This window comes from Camelimonas sp. ID_303_24, assembly GCF_053543495.1.
Map to the genome: position 1 here is coordinate 83,378 of NZ_JBLLJM010000002.1, position 14,737 is coordinate 98,114.

10 protein-coding genes and 1 pseudogene are annotated in these 14,737 nt (G+C 65.7%); 6 read left to right on the top strand and 5 right to left on the bottom strand.

From position 1 onward, the window contains the following. The first annotated feature begins 42 nt into the window (after positions 1–42). From secD to ACERNI_RS00970, 4 genes are all read left to right on the top strand, one after another. A complete protein-coding gene (gene secD, locus ACERNI_RS00955; protein ID WP_448831404.1) occupies positions 43–1,656 on the top strand; it encodes a protein translocase subunit SecD in 1,614 nt (537 codons plus the stop codon). A 178-nt stretch (positions 1,657–1,834) separates the two neighbouring features. Next, complete coding sequence (gene secF, locus ACERNI_RS00960; RefSeq protein WP_448831405.1) at positions 1,835–2,791, top strand: protein translocase subunit SecF; 957 nt, start codon at positions 1,835–1,837, stop codon at positions 2,789–2,791. A gap of 37 nt (positions 2,792–2,828) precedes the next feature. Continuing rightward, positions 2,829–3,206, top strand: a complete 378-nt coding sequence (locus tag ACERNI_RS00965) for an Mth938-like domain-containing protein (protein WP_448831406.1) — start codon at positions 2,829–2,831, stop codon at positions 3,204–3,206. A 66-nt stretch (positions 3,207–3,272) separates the two neighbouring features. Continuing rightward, positions 3,273–4,148, top strand: a complete 876-nt coding sequence (locus ACERNI_RS00970; protein ID WP_448831407.1) for a phytoene/squalene synthase family protein — start codon at positions 3,273–3,275, stop codon at positions 4,146–4,148. 51 nt (positions 4,149–4,199) lie between these two features. Here ACERNI_RS00970 and trmFO read toward each other — a convergent pair whose 3' ends face one another. After that, on the bottom strand, positions 4,200–5,630 hold the full coding sequence (gene trmFO, locus ACERNI_RS00975; protein ID WP_448831408.1) for a methylenetetrahydrofolate--tRNA-(uracil(54)-C(5))-methyltransferase (FADH(2)-oxidizing) TrmFO: 1,431 nt from the start codon (positions 5,628–5,630) through the stop codon (positions 4,200–4,202). A gap of 269 nt (positions 5,631–5,899) precedes the next feature. Between trmFO and ACERNI_RS00980 the strand changes: the two genes are divergently transcribed. Together ACERNI_RS00980 and ACERNI_RS00985 are read left to right on the top strand one after the other, a co-directional pair. Continuing rightward, positions 5,900–6,289, top strand: a complete 390-nt coding sequence (locus ACERNI_RS00980) for a HesB/IscA family protein (protein WP_448831409.1) — start codon at positions 5,900–5,902, stop codon at positions 6,287–6,289. A gap of 111 nt (positions 6,290–6,400) precedes the next feature. Further along, positions 6,401–7,249, top strand: a complete 849-nt coding sequence (locus tag ACERNI_RS00985) for an NUDIX hydrolase (protein WP_448831410.1) — start codon at positions 6,401–6,403, stop codon at positions 7,247–7,249. A gap of 1,766 nt (positions 7,250–9,015) precedes the next feature. Here ACERNI_RS00985 and ACERNI_RS00990 read toward each other — a convergent pair. From ACERNI_RS00990 to ACERNI_RS01005, 4 genes and pseudogenes are all read right to left on the bottom strand, one after another. Further along, positions 9,016–10,057, bottom strand: a pseudogene (locus tag ACERNI_RS00990) (DEAD/DEAH box helicase); the annotation flags it as partial. Positions 10,058–10,402: 345 nt separating this feature from the next. Beyond that, positions 10,403–12,484: a DNA topoisomerase IV subunit B gene (gene parE, locus ACERNI_RS00995; RefSeq protein WP_448831411.1), complete on the bottom strand. Its 2,082-nt coding sequence runs from the start codon at positions 12,482–12,484 to the stop codon at positions 10,403–10,405. Between the two features lie 355 nt (positions 12,485–12,839). Further along, positions 12,840–14,252 carry a type I glutamate--ammonia ligase gene (gene glnA / locus ACERNI_RS01000; protein WP_448831789.1) on the bottom strand — a complete coding sequence of 471 codons (1,413 nt, stop codon included), beginning with the start codon at positions 14,250–14,252 and terminating at the stop codon, positions 12,840–12,842. Positions 14,253–14,354: 102 nt separating this feature from the next. Further along, positions 14,355–14,693, bottom strand: a complete 339-nt coding sequence (locus ACERNI_RS01005) for a P-II family nitrogen regulator (protein ID WP_132005645.1) — start codon at positions 14,691–14,693, stop codon at positions 14,355–14,357. Positions 14,694–14,737 lie beyond the last annotated feature (44 nt).

Sequence of the window (14,737 nt, forward strand, 5' to 3'; positions counted from 1 at the left end):
CCCGCGGGGCTTTTCGCCCAGACCCTGGAAAGCTTCTGATCGATGCTCCGCTACTCGACCGGCAAGATCGTCTCCATCCTCCTGCTGACCGTGCTCGGCTTTCTTTACGCCGCGCCGAACCTGATGACGCCGGAGACGCGCAAGGCAATCGAGGCGAGCGCGCCGTCATGGTTCCCGGGCTGGTTGCTCCCCCACAAGGCCATCGTGCTCGGCCTTGATCTTCAGGGCGGCTCGCATGTGCTGCTCGAAGTTGACGCCAATGATCTGGTGCGAACCCAGGTCGCGACCCTGCGCGATGACGTCCGCCGGGTGCTGCGTGAGAACCGGGTGACGCCGCAGGGCGGCATTACCGTTCTGCCGCGCGGCGTTCAGATCCGCTTCGCGGACGCTGCTGACAAGGACAAGGCGCTGCCGCGCCTGCGCGAGCTGTCCCAGCCGATCGGCAATGCCCTGCTGGGAACCGGCGGCAGCCAGACCCTGGACATTGTGACGACGCCTGAAGGCGCGCTGCAGATGACGCTTTCCGAGGCGGGCGTGCGCGATCGCGTGGGCCGCGCCATCAACCAGGCCATTGAGGTGCTGCGCAAGCGCGTCGACGCGCTGGGCACCACCGAGCCGAACATCCAGCGCCAGGGCGCCGACCGTATTCTGGTCCAGGTGCCGGGCCTGCAAGACCCCCAGCGCCTGAAGGATCTGCTCGGCAAGACCGCCAAGCTGCAGTTCCGCTTCGTGGCGGAAGGCGGCGGCGCCCGCGGTGAGGTCGACATGTTGCCGTCGCGGGATGCCGGCGGCGCCCTGACGCCGGTGGAAAAGCGCGTCATCGTCGAGGGCGAGGACCTGGTCGACGCCCAGCCGTCGTTTGACCAGCGCACCTCGGAGCCGATCGTCAATTTCCGTTTCAACATGAAGGGCGCCCAGCGTTTCGGCCAGGCGACGACGGAAAATGTCGGCCGGCCGCTGGCCATCGTGCTCGACAACGAGATCGTATCGGCCCCGCGCATCATCAATCCGATTACCGGCGGCTCGGGCCAGATTTCCGGCCGCTTCACCGTCCAGCAGGCCAATGACCTGGCCCTGCTGCTGCGCGCCGGCGCGCTGCCCGCCAAGCTGACCGTGGTGGAAGAGCGAACCGTGGGCCCTGGCCTCGGCAAGGATTCAATCAACGCCGGCCTCAAGGCCACCTATGTGGCGGCGATCTTTGTCGTGCTGTTCATGTTCGTGACCTATGGCCTGTTCGGCCTGTTCGCCAACATCGCCCTGATCGTCCACGTGGTGTTCATTCTGGCGCTGATGTCGCTGCTGGGCGCCACCATGACCTTGCCCGGCATCGCCGGCATCGTGTTGACCATCGGCACCGCCGTCGACTCCAACGTGCTCATCTACGAGCGCATACGGGAAGAGGCCAAGGCGGGGAGATCGATCATATCGGCGATTGACGCCGGCTTTACCCGCGCGTTCGCGACGATTTTCGACTCGAACAGCACCATGGCCATCGCCGCCATTATCCTGTTCCTGCTCGGCACGGGCCCGGTGCGCGGCTTCGCCGTGGTGTTTATCCTCGGCATCCTGACCACGGTCATCACCGCCGTCACCATGACGCGCATGATGATCGCGCTCTGGTACAGGGTGGCCCGGCCGAAGGCGCTGCCGTTCTGAGTTCTTGATCCGGGAGTGGATCCCGGAACCTTTACGCGGATGGCCCCGTTTCTGGTGGTTCGCGTAAGGTTTTTAAAATCATCATGTTACAGCGGATTTCTTCCGGGACGGTTGAAATCTGGTATGTTCCCCGGGGCGCTGCCAGCTTCGCCGGAACGCCGTGAAAGGGTTACCGATCGTGCGTTTGCTCCGTATCGTTCCTGACAACACCCGGATCAAATTCGTCCGGCGTCGTGTGTTCAGCTTCCCGTTCTCGGCGCTGGTTTCTGTCGCGACGGCCGTGTTGCTGCTGGTCTGGGGTCTGCACTTCGGCATCGATTTCACCGGCGGCACGCTGATTGAAATGCAGGCCCGCAACGGCCAGGCCAATGTGTCGCTTGTGCGCCAGGGGGCCAACGCCATCAGCGTCGGCGAGGTGGAGGTGCAGGAGTTTGGCTCCGGCGGCGTCTCGATCCGCGTGCCGGTGCAGCCCGGCGGAGAGAGCGCCCAGGGTGAAGTCGTGACGAAGGCGCGTGCTGCCTTCGAGAAGGACTACGAGTTCCGCCGCGTCGAGACGGTGGGGCCGCGCGTTTCCGGCGAGCTGGTGCAATCCGGCACATTGGGCGTCGTCCTGTCGATCCTCGCGGTGATGGTTTACCTGTGGTTCCGCTTCGAGTTGCAGTTCGCTATCGGCGCCATCATCGGCACCATGCACGACATCGTGCTGACCGTCGGCTTTTTCGTCATCACCCAGATCGAGTTCAACATGACCTCGATCGCGGCCATCCTGACCATCGTCGGCTATTCGCTGAATGAAACCGTGGTGGTGTTTGACCGGACCCGCGAACTGATGCGCCGCTACAAGACAATGCCGCTGGACGAGTTGCTGGACCTTTCCGTCAACACCACCCTGTCGCGCACCGCCATGACGGCGACGACGACGGCGCTGTCGCTGCTGGCGCTGGTGCTGTTTGGCGGTGAGGCCATTCGTGGCTTTGCCGTGGTGATGCTGTTCGGCGTGGTGATCTGCACCTATTCGGCCATGTTCGTCTCGACGCCAGCGCTGCTCTATCTGGGCGTGCGCAGCGGCCGTCTGGCCGATGAACCGGCCGACATGTCGGTTCCCGTGGCCGTTCAGGAAACGGGCAAGGCGTGAACCCGCGCGATGAGGTTGCGGCCGTGAGGCATGGGGCATGAGCGGAGAAGAGCGGTTTTTGCCCGGCCATCACGAACTGGACGCTTACGGCAACCACGGCTTTCGTTTTGGCGGCATGTCGCACCGTGGTTCGATCCTGACCACGCCTTCCGGCATACGCGCCTGGCCGGTTGAGGCTGTCGCCGGGATCAGCGTCGAGACCCTGGCTCCGGCCATTGCAGAAGCCGCCAGCATCGACCTGCTGCTGATCGGCACGGGGGAGGCCCTGACGCCGCTGGCCCCGGAACTGCTGGCGGCATTGCGGGCGGCGGGGCTGCGCATCGACGTGATGAGCACGGCGACAGCGGCGCGCACCTATAATTTTCTGGTTTCGGAAGGTCGCCAGGCGGCTGCGGCGCTGATCGCGGTGCCTTGACCGGATGGCGGCGCTGCCTCAGGCGATTTGTTCCGCTGGCGCCATTTACTCAGGACAGTGACAGCGATGGCTGACAGCAGCCCCGACGCGCGTCTGGCTGACGCCTACCAGTATTGCCAGCAGTTGACCCGCTCTGGCGAAAGCGACCGCTATCTGGCGACGTTGCTGGCGCCGCAGCCGGCGCAGCCGGCGCTGTTCGCGCTTTACGCGTTTGCCCATGAAGTCGGGCGGATTCGCGATGTGGTGAAGCAGCCGCTGGCCGGTGAGATCCGGCTGCAATGGTGGCGCGACGTGGTCATGGGCGAGGGGCGGGGCGATGTCTCGGGCAACCCCGTGGCGGCGGCCCTGCTCGACGTGATTGCCCGCTACCGGTTGCCTCAGAAGGTGTTCCTCGACCTGCTCGACGCCCGCACCTTCGACCTCTACGACGATCCCATGCCCTCGGTATCCAGCCTCGAAGGTTATTGCGGCGAGACGTCATCCGTTCTGCTGCGGCTCGCCAGCCTGATTGTCGCCGATGGCGGCGATAGCGGCGGCGGCGATGCGCCGGGTCATGGCGGCGTCGCCCTTGGCGTGGCCGGCCTGTTACGGTCGTTGCCGTGGAGCGCGCGGCTTGGCCAGGTTTTCGTTCCCGCCGATCTGCTGGCGCGGCATGGGGCCAGCCGGGAGGATATCGTCCAGGGGCGCGATACGCCGGCCGTGCGGGCGGCCCTGGCCGACATGCGTGGGCTGGCGCAGAAGCACTATGACGCCTTCCGCCATGCGCTCGCCGCCAGCCCCAAGACGGTGCGCGCGGCGTTTCTGCCCGTGGCGACGACGCCGCTGTACCTGCGCCGCGTGGGCCAGCCGGGCTGGCAACCATTCACCGAGGTGCTGGAGCCGCCGCAATGGCGGCGGCAATGGCGCATCTGGCGGGCTTCGCGCGGCGCCTGGGGGCGCTAGCCCAGGGTTGGCGTCAGGGCCAGCATCGGGGCCGGCGACACAGGTTAGGCGTCACACATGCCCACGCGCGATCCAGGCGGCAAGGTCGGCCCTTGCCCGGTCGGTTAGCGCCTGCTTCCTGGCGGCCGCCTTCTCCTTGCCGCGCATACGTTTGCCGCTGGTATTGCGCAGCGGTTCGGTCAGCGGTGGAAACAGTCCGAAATTGACATTCATCGGCTGGAAGGAGCGCGGCGCGCCTTCCTCATCGGCGGCGATATGTCCGCCGGTAATGTGGCCAACCAGGGCGCCCAGGGCCGTGGTTGACGGCGGCGGCGCGAAGTCCTGGCCCAGGCGCGCGGCGGCGGCGGCCATGCCGGTGAAAATGCCGATGGCGGCGCTTTCCACATAGCCCTCGCAGCCAGTGATTTGCCCGGCGAAACGCAGGCGTGGCTGCGCCTTGAGGCGAAGCTGGCCGTCGAGCAGGCGCGGCGAATTGAGATAAGTGTTGCGGTGCAGGCCGCCGAGGCGGGCGAATTCAGCGTTCTCCAGCCCCGGAATGGTGCGAAACAGGGCCGTCTGGGCGCCATGCTTCAGCTTGGTCTGGAAGCCGACGAGATTGTAGAGCGTGCCGAGGGCGTTGTCCTGACGGAGCTGGACGATGGCGTAGGGCTTGACGGTGGGGTTATGGGCGTTGGTCAGGCCAACAGGCTTCATCGGCCCATGGCGCAGGGTCTCGCGGCCGCGCTCGGCCATGACCTCGATTGGCAGGCAGCCGTCAAAATAGGGGGTGTTGGCCTCCCATTCCTTGAACGAGGTTTTCTCACCATTGACCAGGCCGTCGATGAAGGCGTTGTACTGGTCCTGATCCATCGGGCAGTTGATGTAATCGGCGCCGGTGCCGCCAGGGCCTGCCTTGTCGTAGCGCGACTGGAACCAGGCCTTGTCCATGTCGATGCTGTCGCGATGCACGATGGGGGCGATGGCGTCAAAAAAGGCGAGGGATTCAGCGCCAGACAGCTCCCGGATGGCTTCGGCCAGCGCCGGGGAAGTCAGCGGGCCGGTGGCGACGATTACGTCGTCCCACTCAGCCGGAGGCAGGCCGGCGATTTCGCCGCGCTGCACGGTGATGAGCGGGTGGGCCATGATCTGTGCGGTGACCCGGGCGGCGAAGCCGTCGCGATCCACCGCCAGTGCGCCGCCGGCCGGCACCATGTGGGCGTCGGCGGCGGCCATGACCAGCGAGCCAAGCGTGCGCATTTCCTGGTGGAGCAGGCCAACGGCGTTGGCGTTGGCGTCGTCGGAGCGGAACGAGTTTGAGCAGACCAGCTCCGCAAGCTGCTCGGTGTGATGGGCGTCGGTGCCGCGCTCCGGGCGCATCTCGTGCAGCACGACCGGCACGCCGGCATTGGCCAGGCGCCAGGCGGCTTCGCTGCCGGCAAGGCCGCCGCCAATGACATGAACGGGACGGGGCGCCGTTGGCGCGGGCGAAACGGAAGCGGTCATTCGGATGGTGCGCCTGATCTCAAACTCTGAAAAAGGGGCGGGCCGGGACGGTTCGCCTGTCCCGCGCGCGCGTTCAGCACGCCATAGCACATTCGCCGCCTTGCGCCGCCCCTTTGCGCGCCCTTGGGGCGGCCTGCAGGTCATCCCCTTTTTGGGCTGCTTGCGGCTGTTTGCTGTCTCCCCTGGACGAAGCGCCCCTGGTTTCCTATCTTGAGGGATGCGCGGGGGCTCGCGTTCCCGCCGCCCGCGCAGGCAAAGGTTCAGAAAAGATGGCCAGTACCGCTTCGCCCATGCAGATTATGAAGATTTCCGACGCCGCGGCGGCGCGCGTGCGCGAGATCATGGCCAATTCATCTGATCCTATCGCCGGGGTGCGGGTTGGCGTGCGCAAGGGCGGTTGCGCCGGCATGGAATACACCATGGACTATGCCCGCGACATCAACCCCAAAGATGAGATGGTTGAGGACAAGGGCGTGCGCATCTTTGTCGATCCCGGCGCAGTCATGTTCCTGCTGGGGACCGAGATGGATTTCAAAACCGACCGTTTGTCATCGCAGTTTGTCTTCAATAATCCGAATCAGATCTCAGCCTGTGGGTGCGGCGAATCGGTGTCCATCGTCCCGGCTGGCGCGGCGGGTCAGGCGGGCGCGGCCCGCTAGGAAGGGTCGCGGCGCTGGCGTGAGCCAGCCATGCGGAAAAAGCGCGGGCTGGGTCGTTTTCATGCCGGCAGTACCGTTGCGTACCTGCCGAAAACCGGCAATCCTGATGTCATGACGACATCAAACTCACCCAACAAATCCCACGATGCGGCGCTGCTGAAGACGCTCGAAGGCGGCGGACCGTCCCGGTTCCGCAAGGCGGCGACGGTCGTGCTGTTGCGCGATCGTCCCGACGGCGTTGAAACCTTCATGGTCGTGCGCCATCACCAGATCGATTTCGCCTCTGGCGCCCTGGTTTTCCCGGGCGGCAGTCTGGACAAGGCTGATGAGGCCGTCGCCGCCAATTCCGGGCTGTACGCGCCCTGCGGCGTCAGCGACGTGGAATTGCTGGCCTTCCGCATCGCGGCAATCCGTGAATCGTTCGAGGAGTGCGGCGTGCTGCTGGCCCGCCGCCCAGGCGCGGCCGGTTTGCTGCCGGCGGCTGAGCTGGCCCCGATCGAGCAGAAATGGCGCGCGGGCCTCAACGATGGCTCGCTGTCGTTCCACGATCTGCTGTTGCAGGAAGGTCTGGTGCTGGCGACGGACGTCATGATTCCGTATGCGCACTGGATCACGCCGGAAGGCATGCCCAAGCGTTTCGACACCTGGTTCTTCCTCGCGGTCGCGCCGGATGACCAGCTTGCCCTGCACGATGGGCATGAGGCAGTCGATTCTGTGTGGCTGACGGCTCAGGAGGCGCTGGATGGCGCGGCTTCCGGCAAGTACACGGTGATCTTCCCGACCGAACGCAACCTGTTCAAGATGGCCAGATACCGGAGCGCCGACGAGGCCTTCGCCGCCACGCGCGCCGACAATATTGTTACGGTGCTGCCAGTGTTGAAGAAATCCGATGAAGGCGTGCACCTGCATATCCCAGAGGAAGCCGGCTACGGCGGCTCGCGGTTCAGCGTTTCTTCCTGAGCGCGTTCCAGGGAACGGACTGATGTTGATGCCCGCAGCTTTGCGGGCATCTGCATTTTTGGGGGATCAGGGATCCGGAGGTCGGTCCACATCCGGCTCCAGGAGGTGCGGTGGCTGATCGCGCCCTGCGGCGCTCCCGGGCCGTATCCGGCGGCTTTGCGGCCAGATAGCTGCGCAGAGTTGCCTGCATGGGAATACGTGCAAAAAAAAGCCGCCCGGTATGCGCCGGGCGGCTTTCTTGTCGGAAAGAGCGAGACGACCGCCGGGGCGGTGGCCTTTTCGTAATCAGACGTCAGCATCCTCGCCCGCCGGGGAATCGGCGCCACGGGACGCGCGGGCGCTGCGGCGGGTGCGGGTGCGCGCCGGGCGCGCCGTCTTTGCGCCGTCCGTTTCGACGCCGGCCGCTGGTTCTGGGGCCGCTGCTTCAGTGGCTTCAGCCTCGACCACCGCCTTCTTGCGCGACGTCGTTTTCCTGGGGGCCGGAGCCTTGCTGTCGGCAGTCGTGTCGGCGGCGGCCTTGCTGTCTGCAGCGGCCTTGCGCGGCGCCCGCTTCTTCACAGGGGCTGCTTCGGCAGCCGGCGACGCATCGACGGCAGGGGCGTCCACAACCGCCGCTGCAGCAACATCCTGTGCGATCGCCGTCTTGCGGCTGCGTGCGCGGCCCGGTTTGGGGGCGGGCGTTTCGGCTTCAGCCGTGGCGGCGGCGGTCATCCCGACGTCAGATGCGGCTTCTGGCGCGTTTTCCGCGGTCTTGGGGGCAGCCTTGCGGGGCGCGCGCTTGCGCTTCGGCTTCTCCTCAGTCGCCTCAGCTTCAGCTGTCTTCGCCGCCGTGGGTTCTACCACAGCTGGCGCGGCTGCCGGAGCAGCTGCAACCTGCGTTACTGCTGCTGCCGGAGCTTCCGCGACGGCGGGAGCTTCAGGCTGGGCAACAACCGCGTTGGCGTCAGCCGCCGCGTCGGCGACGTCCGTCGCCGGCCCATTGTCCTTGCGGCCGCCGCGACGCCGGCGATCACGCCGCTTGCGCTCGCCGCGCTCTCCAGTTTGGGCGTCCTGGATCCGGTTATCCTGGGTCCGGGTATCCTGATCCTGGGCTTTCTGGGAGCGCGCTTCCTCGCGCGGCTCTTTCGCCGCAGCCTGCAGGCTGGTTGCAGGCATGATCGCCACGGGCGTGACCGGCCCGGCCTCACGTCGGGGCTCAGCTACCTGCGCTTCAGCCGGCTTGCCGGCGCGACGTTTGGTCGTTGCCTTCACCAACATGAACGCTGGCGTATGTTCGCCGAAACCGGGCGGCGACGGCTCGTCGCGTTCCTGGCGGTTGCGTCCGCGACGGTCGTCGCGCTGGCCATTGCGGCCGGCGTTGCGTGCGTCGCGCCGCGCATCCCCATGATAGTCTCGCGCGGCGTCCTGGTTCCGCGAGCTATCCTGGCGCGGCTCCTGCTGCCGGTTGTCCTGCCGACGCGGCTCCTGCCGCTCATCTGGCTGCCGCTCCTGCGGCGGGCGCTCGTCACGTTGCCGCTCTTCACGCGGCGCATGCTGCCGGGCAGCCTGCGGCTCGTCAGCCTCGCCCTCGCGGCGGCGACCGTCGCGGCCGCGCTTGCCGTCCCTGCTGTCCTTGCCGCGCCGGCGGTCGTGGCGACGGTCGCGTGAACCGCCGTCGTCCTCGCTGGCGATTCCGGATTCCTCAAGCGAGAGGCCCAGCCACTCGAAGTCCTTGCCCGTCATGGCGACGATTGCGGCGGCGCTCTTCGAGTCATCGGGGGTGATGATGGTGTAAGCGGTGCCCTTGCGGCCGGCGCGGCCGGTGCGACCGATGCGGTGGACATAGTCCTCGGCGTGATGCGGCGTGTCATAGTTGAACACGTGGCTCACGTCAGGGATGTCGAGGCCGCGTGCGGCGACATCGCTGGCGACCAGCAATTGCACGTTATTGTTGCGGAAACGGTCCAGCGCCTGCATGCGCGAGCGCTGGTCCATGTCGCCGTGCAGGGCGACGACGGAAAAGCCGTGCTTCTCCAGCGAGCGCTGCACCACGGCGACGTCGCGCTTGCGGTTGCAGAAGATGATGCCGTTTTTCAGCTCGTCGGCGTCGCGAATCAAGCGGCGCAGGGTCTTGCGCTTCTGCGGCGCATCGGAGCCGGAGGCCACGGCCAGCTGGGTGATGGTGCTGGCGGTGGAGGAGGCGCGGGCCACCTCGACGCGCGCCGGATTGCTGAGGAAATTGTCGACAAGGTTCTGGATTTCCGGCGGCATGGTGGCCGAGAAAAACAGGGTCTGCCGGGTGAACGGCACCATTTTGCAGATGCGTTCGATATCCGGGATGAAGCCCATGTCGAGCATGCGGTCGGCTTCATCGATGACCAGCACCTCAATGCCGCTCAACAGCAGTTTGCCGCGCTCGAAATGGTCGAGCAAACGGCCAGGCGTGGCGATCAGCACGTCAACGCCGCGGGTAATCTTGGCGTCCTGATCGGCGAAGGACACGCCGCCAATCAGCAGCGCGACGTTCAGCTTGTGGTGGACGCCGTATTTGATGAAGCTCTCCTCCACCTGCGCCGCCAGCTCGCGCGTCGGCTCCAGGATGAGGGTGCGCGGCATGCGCGCGCGGGCCCGGCCGGTTTCCAGCAGGGTGAGCATGGGCAGGGTGAACGCCGCCGTTTTTCCCGTTCCGGTCTGGGCGATGCCGAGCACATCGCGGCGCGCCAGAACATGCGGGATGGCCTCAGCCTGAATGGGCGTTGGCTCTGTATAGCCGGAGCTTTCAACCGCTTGAAGGACTTTGCCGCTGAGGCCGAGGTCAGAAAATGCCATGGGTCCGTTGAGAGCGTCTGCGGGCCGTCAAAATGACAGGCGCGAAAAGGAGATCGCTGGCCGGATGCCAGCAACCCAAAGGGGCGCAGCGTCTTGCGGACTATGGTATGAACCCGTGTCTTGTCAACGGATATCGCAAAACAGCGGCCCAGTTTGGCAATATTCGCGGCCTGATGGTCACATCCGGTCAATTGCGCGAACAAGGAAACGGCGGCGTGCGCCGCCGTCAGTCGTCATGCGTCATCTGTCCGACGCGGAGGCAGCGCTTTCAGCCGGACGTCGAAAAGCCCACGTGATTGCCTGCCGGAGCAGGCAGGGCGGCTGGTCCGCGCGCTTTCCTGGCTGTCAGATGTCGAGGCCCGCTTCATCAGCGAAGGCGGCGCGCTCCTGGATAAAGGCGAAACGCGCCTCGGGCTTGTTGCCCATCAGCCGGTCGATGGCGTCCGAGGTCTGTGGACGGCCCGCGTCTTCCACCTGAACCCGCAGCAGCGTGCGTCGGGCCGGGTCCATGGTGGTTTCCTTCAACTGGGCCGCCATCATCTCGCCAAGGCCCTTGAACCGGCCGACATCCACCTTCTTGCCCTTGAAATCGCGGGCGATGACCCGGTCTCGCTCCGCTTCGTCGCGGGCATAGAGCGTCTTGTTGCCGGAGGTGATGCGGTAGAGCGGCGGCACCGCCAGGTAGAGATGGCCGTTGTCGATCAGCTTCGGCATCTGCCGGTAGAAGAAGGTGATCAGCAGCGATGCGATGTGGGCGCCGTCAACGTCCGCGTCGGTCATGATGATGACCTTGTCGTAACGCAGTTCGCTGTCGCGATACTGCGCGCCCACGGCGCAGCCGAGCGCCTGGGACAGGTCCGACAGTTGCTGGTTCGCCGCAAGCTTGTCGCGGCCGGCGGAGGCCACGTTGAGAATTTTGCCGCGCAACGGCAGCACCGCCTGGGTGCGCCGGTCGCGCGCCTGCTTGGCGCTGCCGCCAGCCGAGTCGCCCTCGACAATGAACAGTTCGGAGCCAGCCGCGCCGGCCAGGGTGCAATCGGCGAGCTTGCCTGGCAGGCGCAGGCGGCGGGTGGCGCTTTTGCGGGCGACCTCCTTCTCCTGCCGGCGCCGCATCCGCTCTTCCGAGCGCTCGATGGTCCATTCCAGCAGGCGCAACGCCTGCTGCGGCGCCGCCGCCAGCCAGTGATCAAAGGCGTCGCGCACGGCGGTTTCGACGATGCGGACCGCCTCGCTGGTCGCCAGCTTGTCCTTGGTCTGTCCCTGGAATTCCGGCTCGCGGACGAACACCGAGAGCAGGGCGGCGCAGGTGGCCATGATGTCGTCGGCGGTGAGGTTGGCGGCGCGCTTCTGCTGGCCAATGCGCTCGGCGTGCTCGCGCAGGCCGCGCAGCAGCGCCATGCGCAGCCCCTGCTCGTGGGTGCCGCCTTCGGGGGTCGGAATGGTATTGCAGTATGAGTGGATGAAGCCGTCCTGGTCAGCCAGCCACGACACCGCCCATTCGACCGAGCCGTGGCCGCCGTCCTTCTCGATCTTGCCGGAGAACAGCTGGTCGGCCACCTGGGAGGCCCCGTCGATCTCGCGCGCCAGATAGTCCTTCAGACCGCCGGGGAAGCGGAAGATCGCTTCACCAGGGACGTTTTCAGCGCCCTCCAGCAGCGCCGGCGCGCATTTCCAGCGCACCTCGACGCCGCCAAACAGATAGGCCTTGGAGCGGGCCATCTTGAACAGACGACGCGGGCTGAACTGGACATCCGGGCCAAAGATCTCCGCATCGGGATGGAAGCGGACGGTTGTGCCGCGACGGTTCTGGACGCGGCCAACGGTGATCAGGTCGGTCTGGGGGAGGCCGCGGCTGTAGGTCTGGCGATAAAGCGTCTGCCCGCGCGCCACCTCGATCTCCAGCACGTCGGAGAGCGCGTTGACCACCGACACGCCGACGCCGTGCAGGCCGCCGGAGGTTTCGTAAACCTTCGAATCAAACTTGCCGCCAGCGTGCAGGATGGTGAGAATCACCTCCAGCGCCGACTTGCCCGGAAATTTGGGGTGCGGATCGATCGGGATGCCGCGGCCATTGTCGGTGACGCGGATGAAGCCGCCGGCCTCCAGCTCCACCTCAATGAACGACGCGTGGCCGGCGACGGCCTCGTCCATGGCGTTGTCGATGACCTCGGCGAACAGGTGATGCAGGGCCTTCTCATCGGTGCCGCCGATATACATGCCGGGGCGGCGGCGAACGGGCTCCAGCCCTTCCAGCACCTCGATCGCGGCGGCGGTGTAGCCGGCTTCATCCGGTGTGCCGGCCTTGACGGATTGCGCCAGTTTCGCCGCCTGGGCTTCCTGCCGGGCGCCTCTGGCGCCGCTGCCCTTGCCGCCAGCCGGTTTGCGCGCCAGCGCGCCGCCGCCGAAAAGATCATCCCTGTCCGACATATATCTGATCTGATCCCGATTCGTTCTCATGACAATATGCCAGCATTTCGCCTGACGACGAAAGCGGCGATACCCGGCTTGCGCCAGAATTCACCGGGACCCCCATTCACCGGGATCCCCGCGCAAGCCTGATCCAGCCGCCAACCTGGTCCAACAGCAACGACATGGTGGAAATCGCGTACCGGCGGGAGCGCCGGAATGGCCGGAACATAGCATGCCTGGCGGTCCGGGCCAAAACGCCGGATGTCGCGCGCGCCCTGCGCCAGTCGCCGGGAGCCATGCGTTTCCAATGGGCTTCCAGAAAGCAGAAAGGCCGGGACGGGCCCGGCCTTTCCGTTCGCGTCACCCGTTGGGATCAGCAGGAGTAGTACATCTCGAACTCGACCGGATGCGGGGTCATCTCGAAACGCATCACCTCGGCCATCTTCAGCTCGATGAAGCTGTCGATGAAGTCCTGGGTGAAGACGTCGCCGGCCTTGAGGAAGGCGTTGTCCTTGCGCAGGGAGTCCAGGGCCTCGCGCAGCGAACCGCAGACGGTCGGGATCTTCTTCAGCTCGCGCGGCGGCAGGTCGTAGAGGTCCTTGTCCATCGCCGGGCCGGGATCGATCTTGTTGATGATGCCGTCGAGGCCGGCCATCAGCAGGGCGGAGAACGCCAGGTAAGGGTTGGCGGTCGGATCGGGGAAGCGAACCTCGACGCGCTTGGCCTTCGGGTTGTTGGTCCACGGAATACGGCAGGAGGCCGAACGGTTGCGGGCCGAATAGGCCAGCAGCACCGGCGCTTCATAACCAGGGACCAGACGCTTGTAGGAGTTGGTCGACGGGTTGGTGAAGGCGTTCAGGGCCTTGGCGTGCTTGATGATGCCGCCGATGAACCACAGGCATTCCTGGCTGAGGTCAGCGTATTTGTTGCCGGCGAACACCGGCTTGCCGTCCTTCCAGATCGACAGGTGGACGTGCATGCCCGAACCATTGTCGCCGAACACGGGCTTCGGCATGAAGGTCGCGGTCTTGCCGTAGCTGTTGGCCACGTTGTGGATGCAGTACTTGTAAATCTGCATCTCGTCGCCGGTCTGGGTCAGCGTGTTGAACTTGGTGCCAAGTTCATGCTGGGCCGAGGCGACTTCGTGGTGGTGCTTCTCGACGGTGACGCCCATCGACTGGATGGCGGCGAGCATTTCGCCGCGCATGTCCTGGCAGCTGTCCAGCGGCGGCACGGGGAAGTAACCGCCCTTGGTGGGGATGCGGTGCCCCATGTTGCCGCCTTCATACTCCCGGTCGCCGTTGGTCGGCAGTTCCGAGGAGTCGAGCTTGAAGCCGGTGTTGTACGGGTCGGCCTTGAAGCGGACGTCGTCGAAGACGAAGAATTCGGCTTCAGGACCGATGAACACCGTGTCGCCAATGCCGGTGGAGGCGAGGAAGGCCTCTGCCTTGCGGGCGATGCCGCGCGGGTCGCGGCTGTAGGATTCGCCGGTGCCAGGCTCAAGCACGTCGCAGACGATCGACAGGGTCGGGGCGGCGAAGAAGGGATCGAGCTGGGCGGTGGACGGGTCGGGCATCAGCACCATGTCCGACTCATTGATCGCCTTCCAGCCGGCGATCGACGAGCCGTCGAACATGGTGCCGTCGGCGAACATGTCCTCATCGACCATCGACACGTCGAAGGTCACATGCTGCCACTTGCCGCGCGGATCCGTAAAGCGGAAGTCGACATACTTGATGTCTTCTTCCTTGATGGTCTTGAGCACATCCTGAGCGCTCTTCGTCATCATGAGTCCCCTATCCTGCAACTGGAGCGACAGACCCGTTCCGTGGTCCGCGCGATACAATGTGGAGCCCGTCGCCGTCCGGCGCCGGGCCAAAATCTGGCGTCAGACAGCGTCGGCGCCGGTTTCGCCGGTGCGGATGCGAATGGCTTCCTCGATGGTCGAAACGAAAATCTTGCCGTCGCCGATGCGGCCGGTCTGGGCGGCGTTGCGGATTGCCTCCACAGCGCGTTCGACCTGGTCGTCGTTGAGGACGATCTCGATCTTCACCTTGGGAAGAAAATCGACGACATACTCGGCTCCGCGATAAAGCTCGGTGTGACCTTTCTGCCGGCCGAAGCCCTTCGCTTCAATGACGGTGATGCCCTGCAGGCCGATGTCCTGCAGCGCTTCCTTCACCTCATCGAGCTTGAAGGGCTTGATGATCGCCTCGATCTTCTTCATGAGCCTCGCTCCTTGGCGCCGGGTCCGGGCTGCAAAACTGGCCG

What these genes read in the sequence shown, in the direction of transcription:
- trmFO (WP_448831408.1), bottom strand. Translation starts at nt 5,630, where the DNA reads ATGACCGCTTCCGTTTCGCCCGCGCCAACGGCGCCCCGTCCCGTTCAT.
- glnA (WP_448831789.1), bottom strand. Translation starts at nt 14,252, where the DNA reads ATGACGAAGAGCGCTCAGGATGTGCTCAAGACCATCAAGGAAGAAGAC.
- ACERNI_RS01005 (WP_132005645.1), bottom strand. Translation starts at nt 14,693, where the DNA reads ATGAAGAAGATCGAGGCGATCATCAAGCCCTTCAAGCTCGATGAGGTG.
- ACERNI_RS00985 (WP_448831410.1), top strand. Translation starts at nt 6,401, where the DNA reads ATGACGACATCAAACTCACCCAACAAATCCCACGATGCGGCGCTGCTG.
- ACERNI_RS00980 (WP_448831409.1), top strand. Translation starts at nt 5,900, where the DNA reads ATGGCCAGTACCGCTTCGCCCATGCAGATTATGAAGATTTCCGACGCC.
- ACERNI_RS00970 (WP_448831407.1), top strand. Translation starts at nt 3,273, where the DNA reads ATGGCTGACAGCAGCCCCGACGCGCGTCTGGCTGACGCCTACCAGTAT.
- ACERNI_RS00965 (WP_448831406.1), top strand. Translation starts at nt 2,829, where the DNA reads ATGAGCGGAGAAGAGCGGTTTTTGCCCGGCCATCACGAACTGGACGCT.
- parE (WP_448831411.1), bottom strand. Translation starts at nt 12,484, where the DNA reads ATGTCGGACAGGGATGATCTTTTCGGCGGCGGCGCGCTGGCGCGCAAA.
- secD (WP_448831404.1), top strand. Translation starts at nt 43, where the DNA reads ATGCTCCGCTACTCGACCGGCAAGATCGTCTCCATCCTCCTGCTGACC.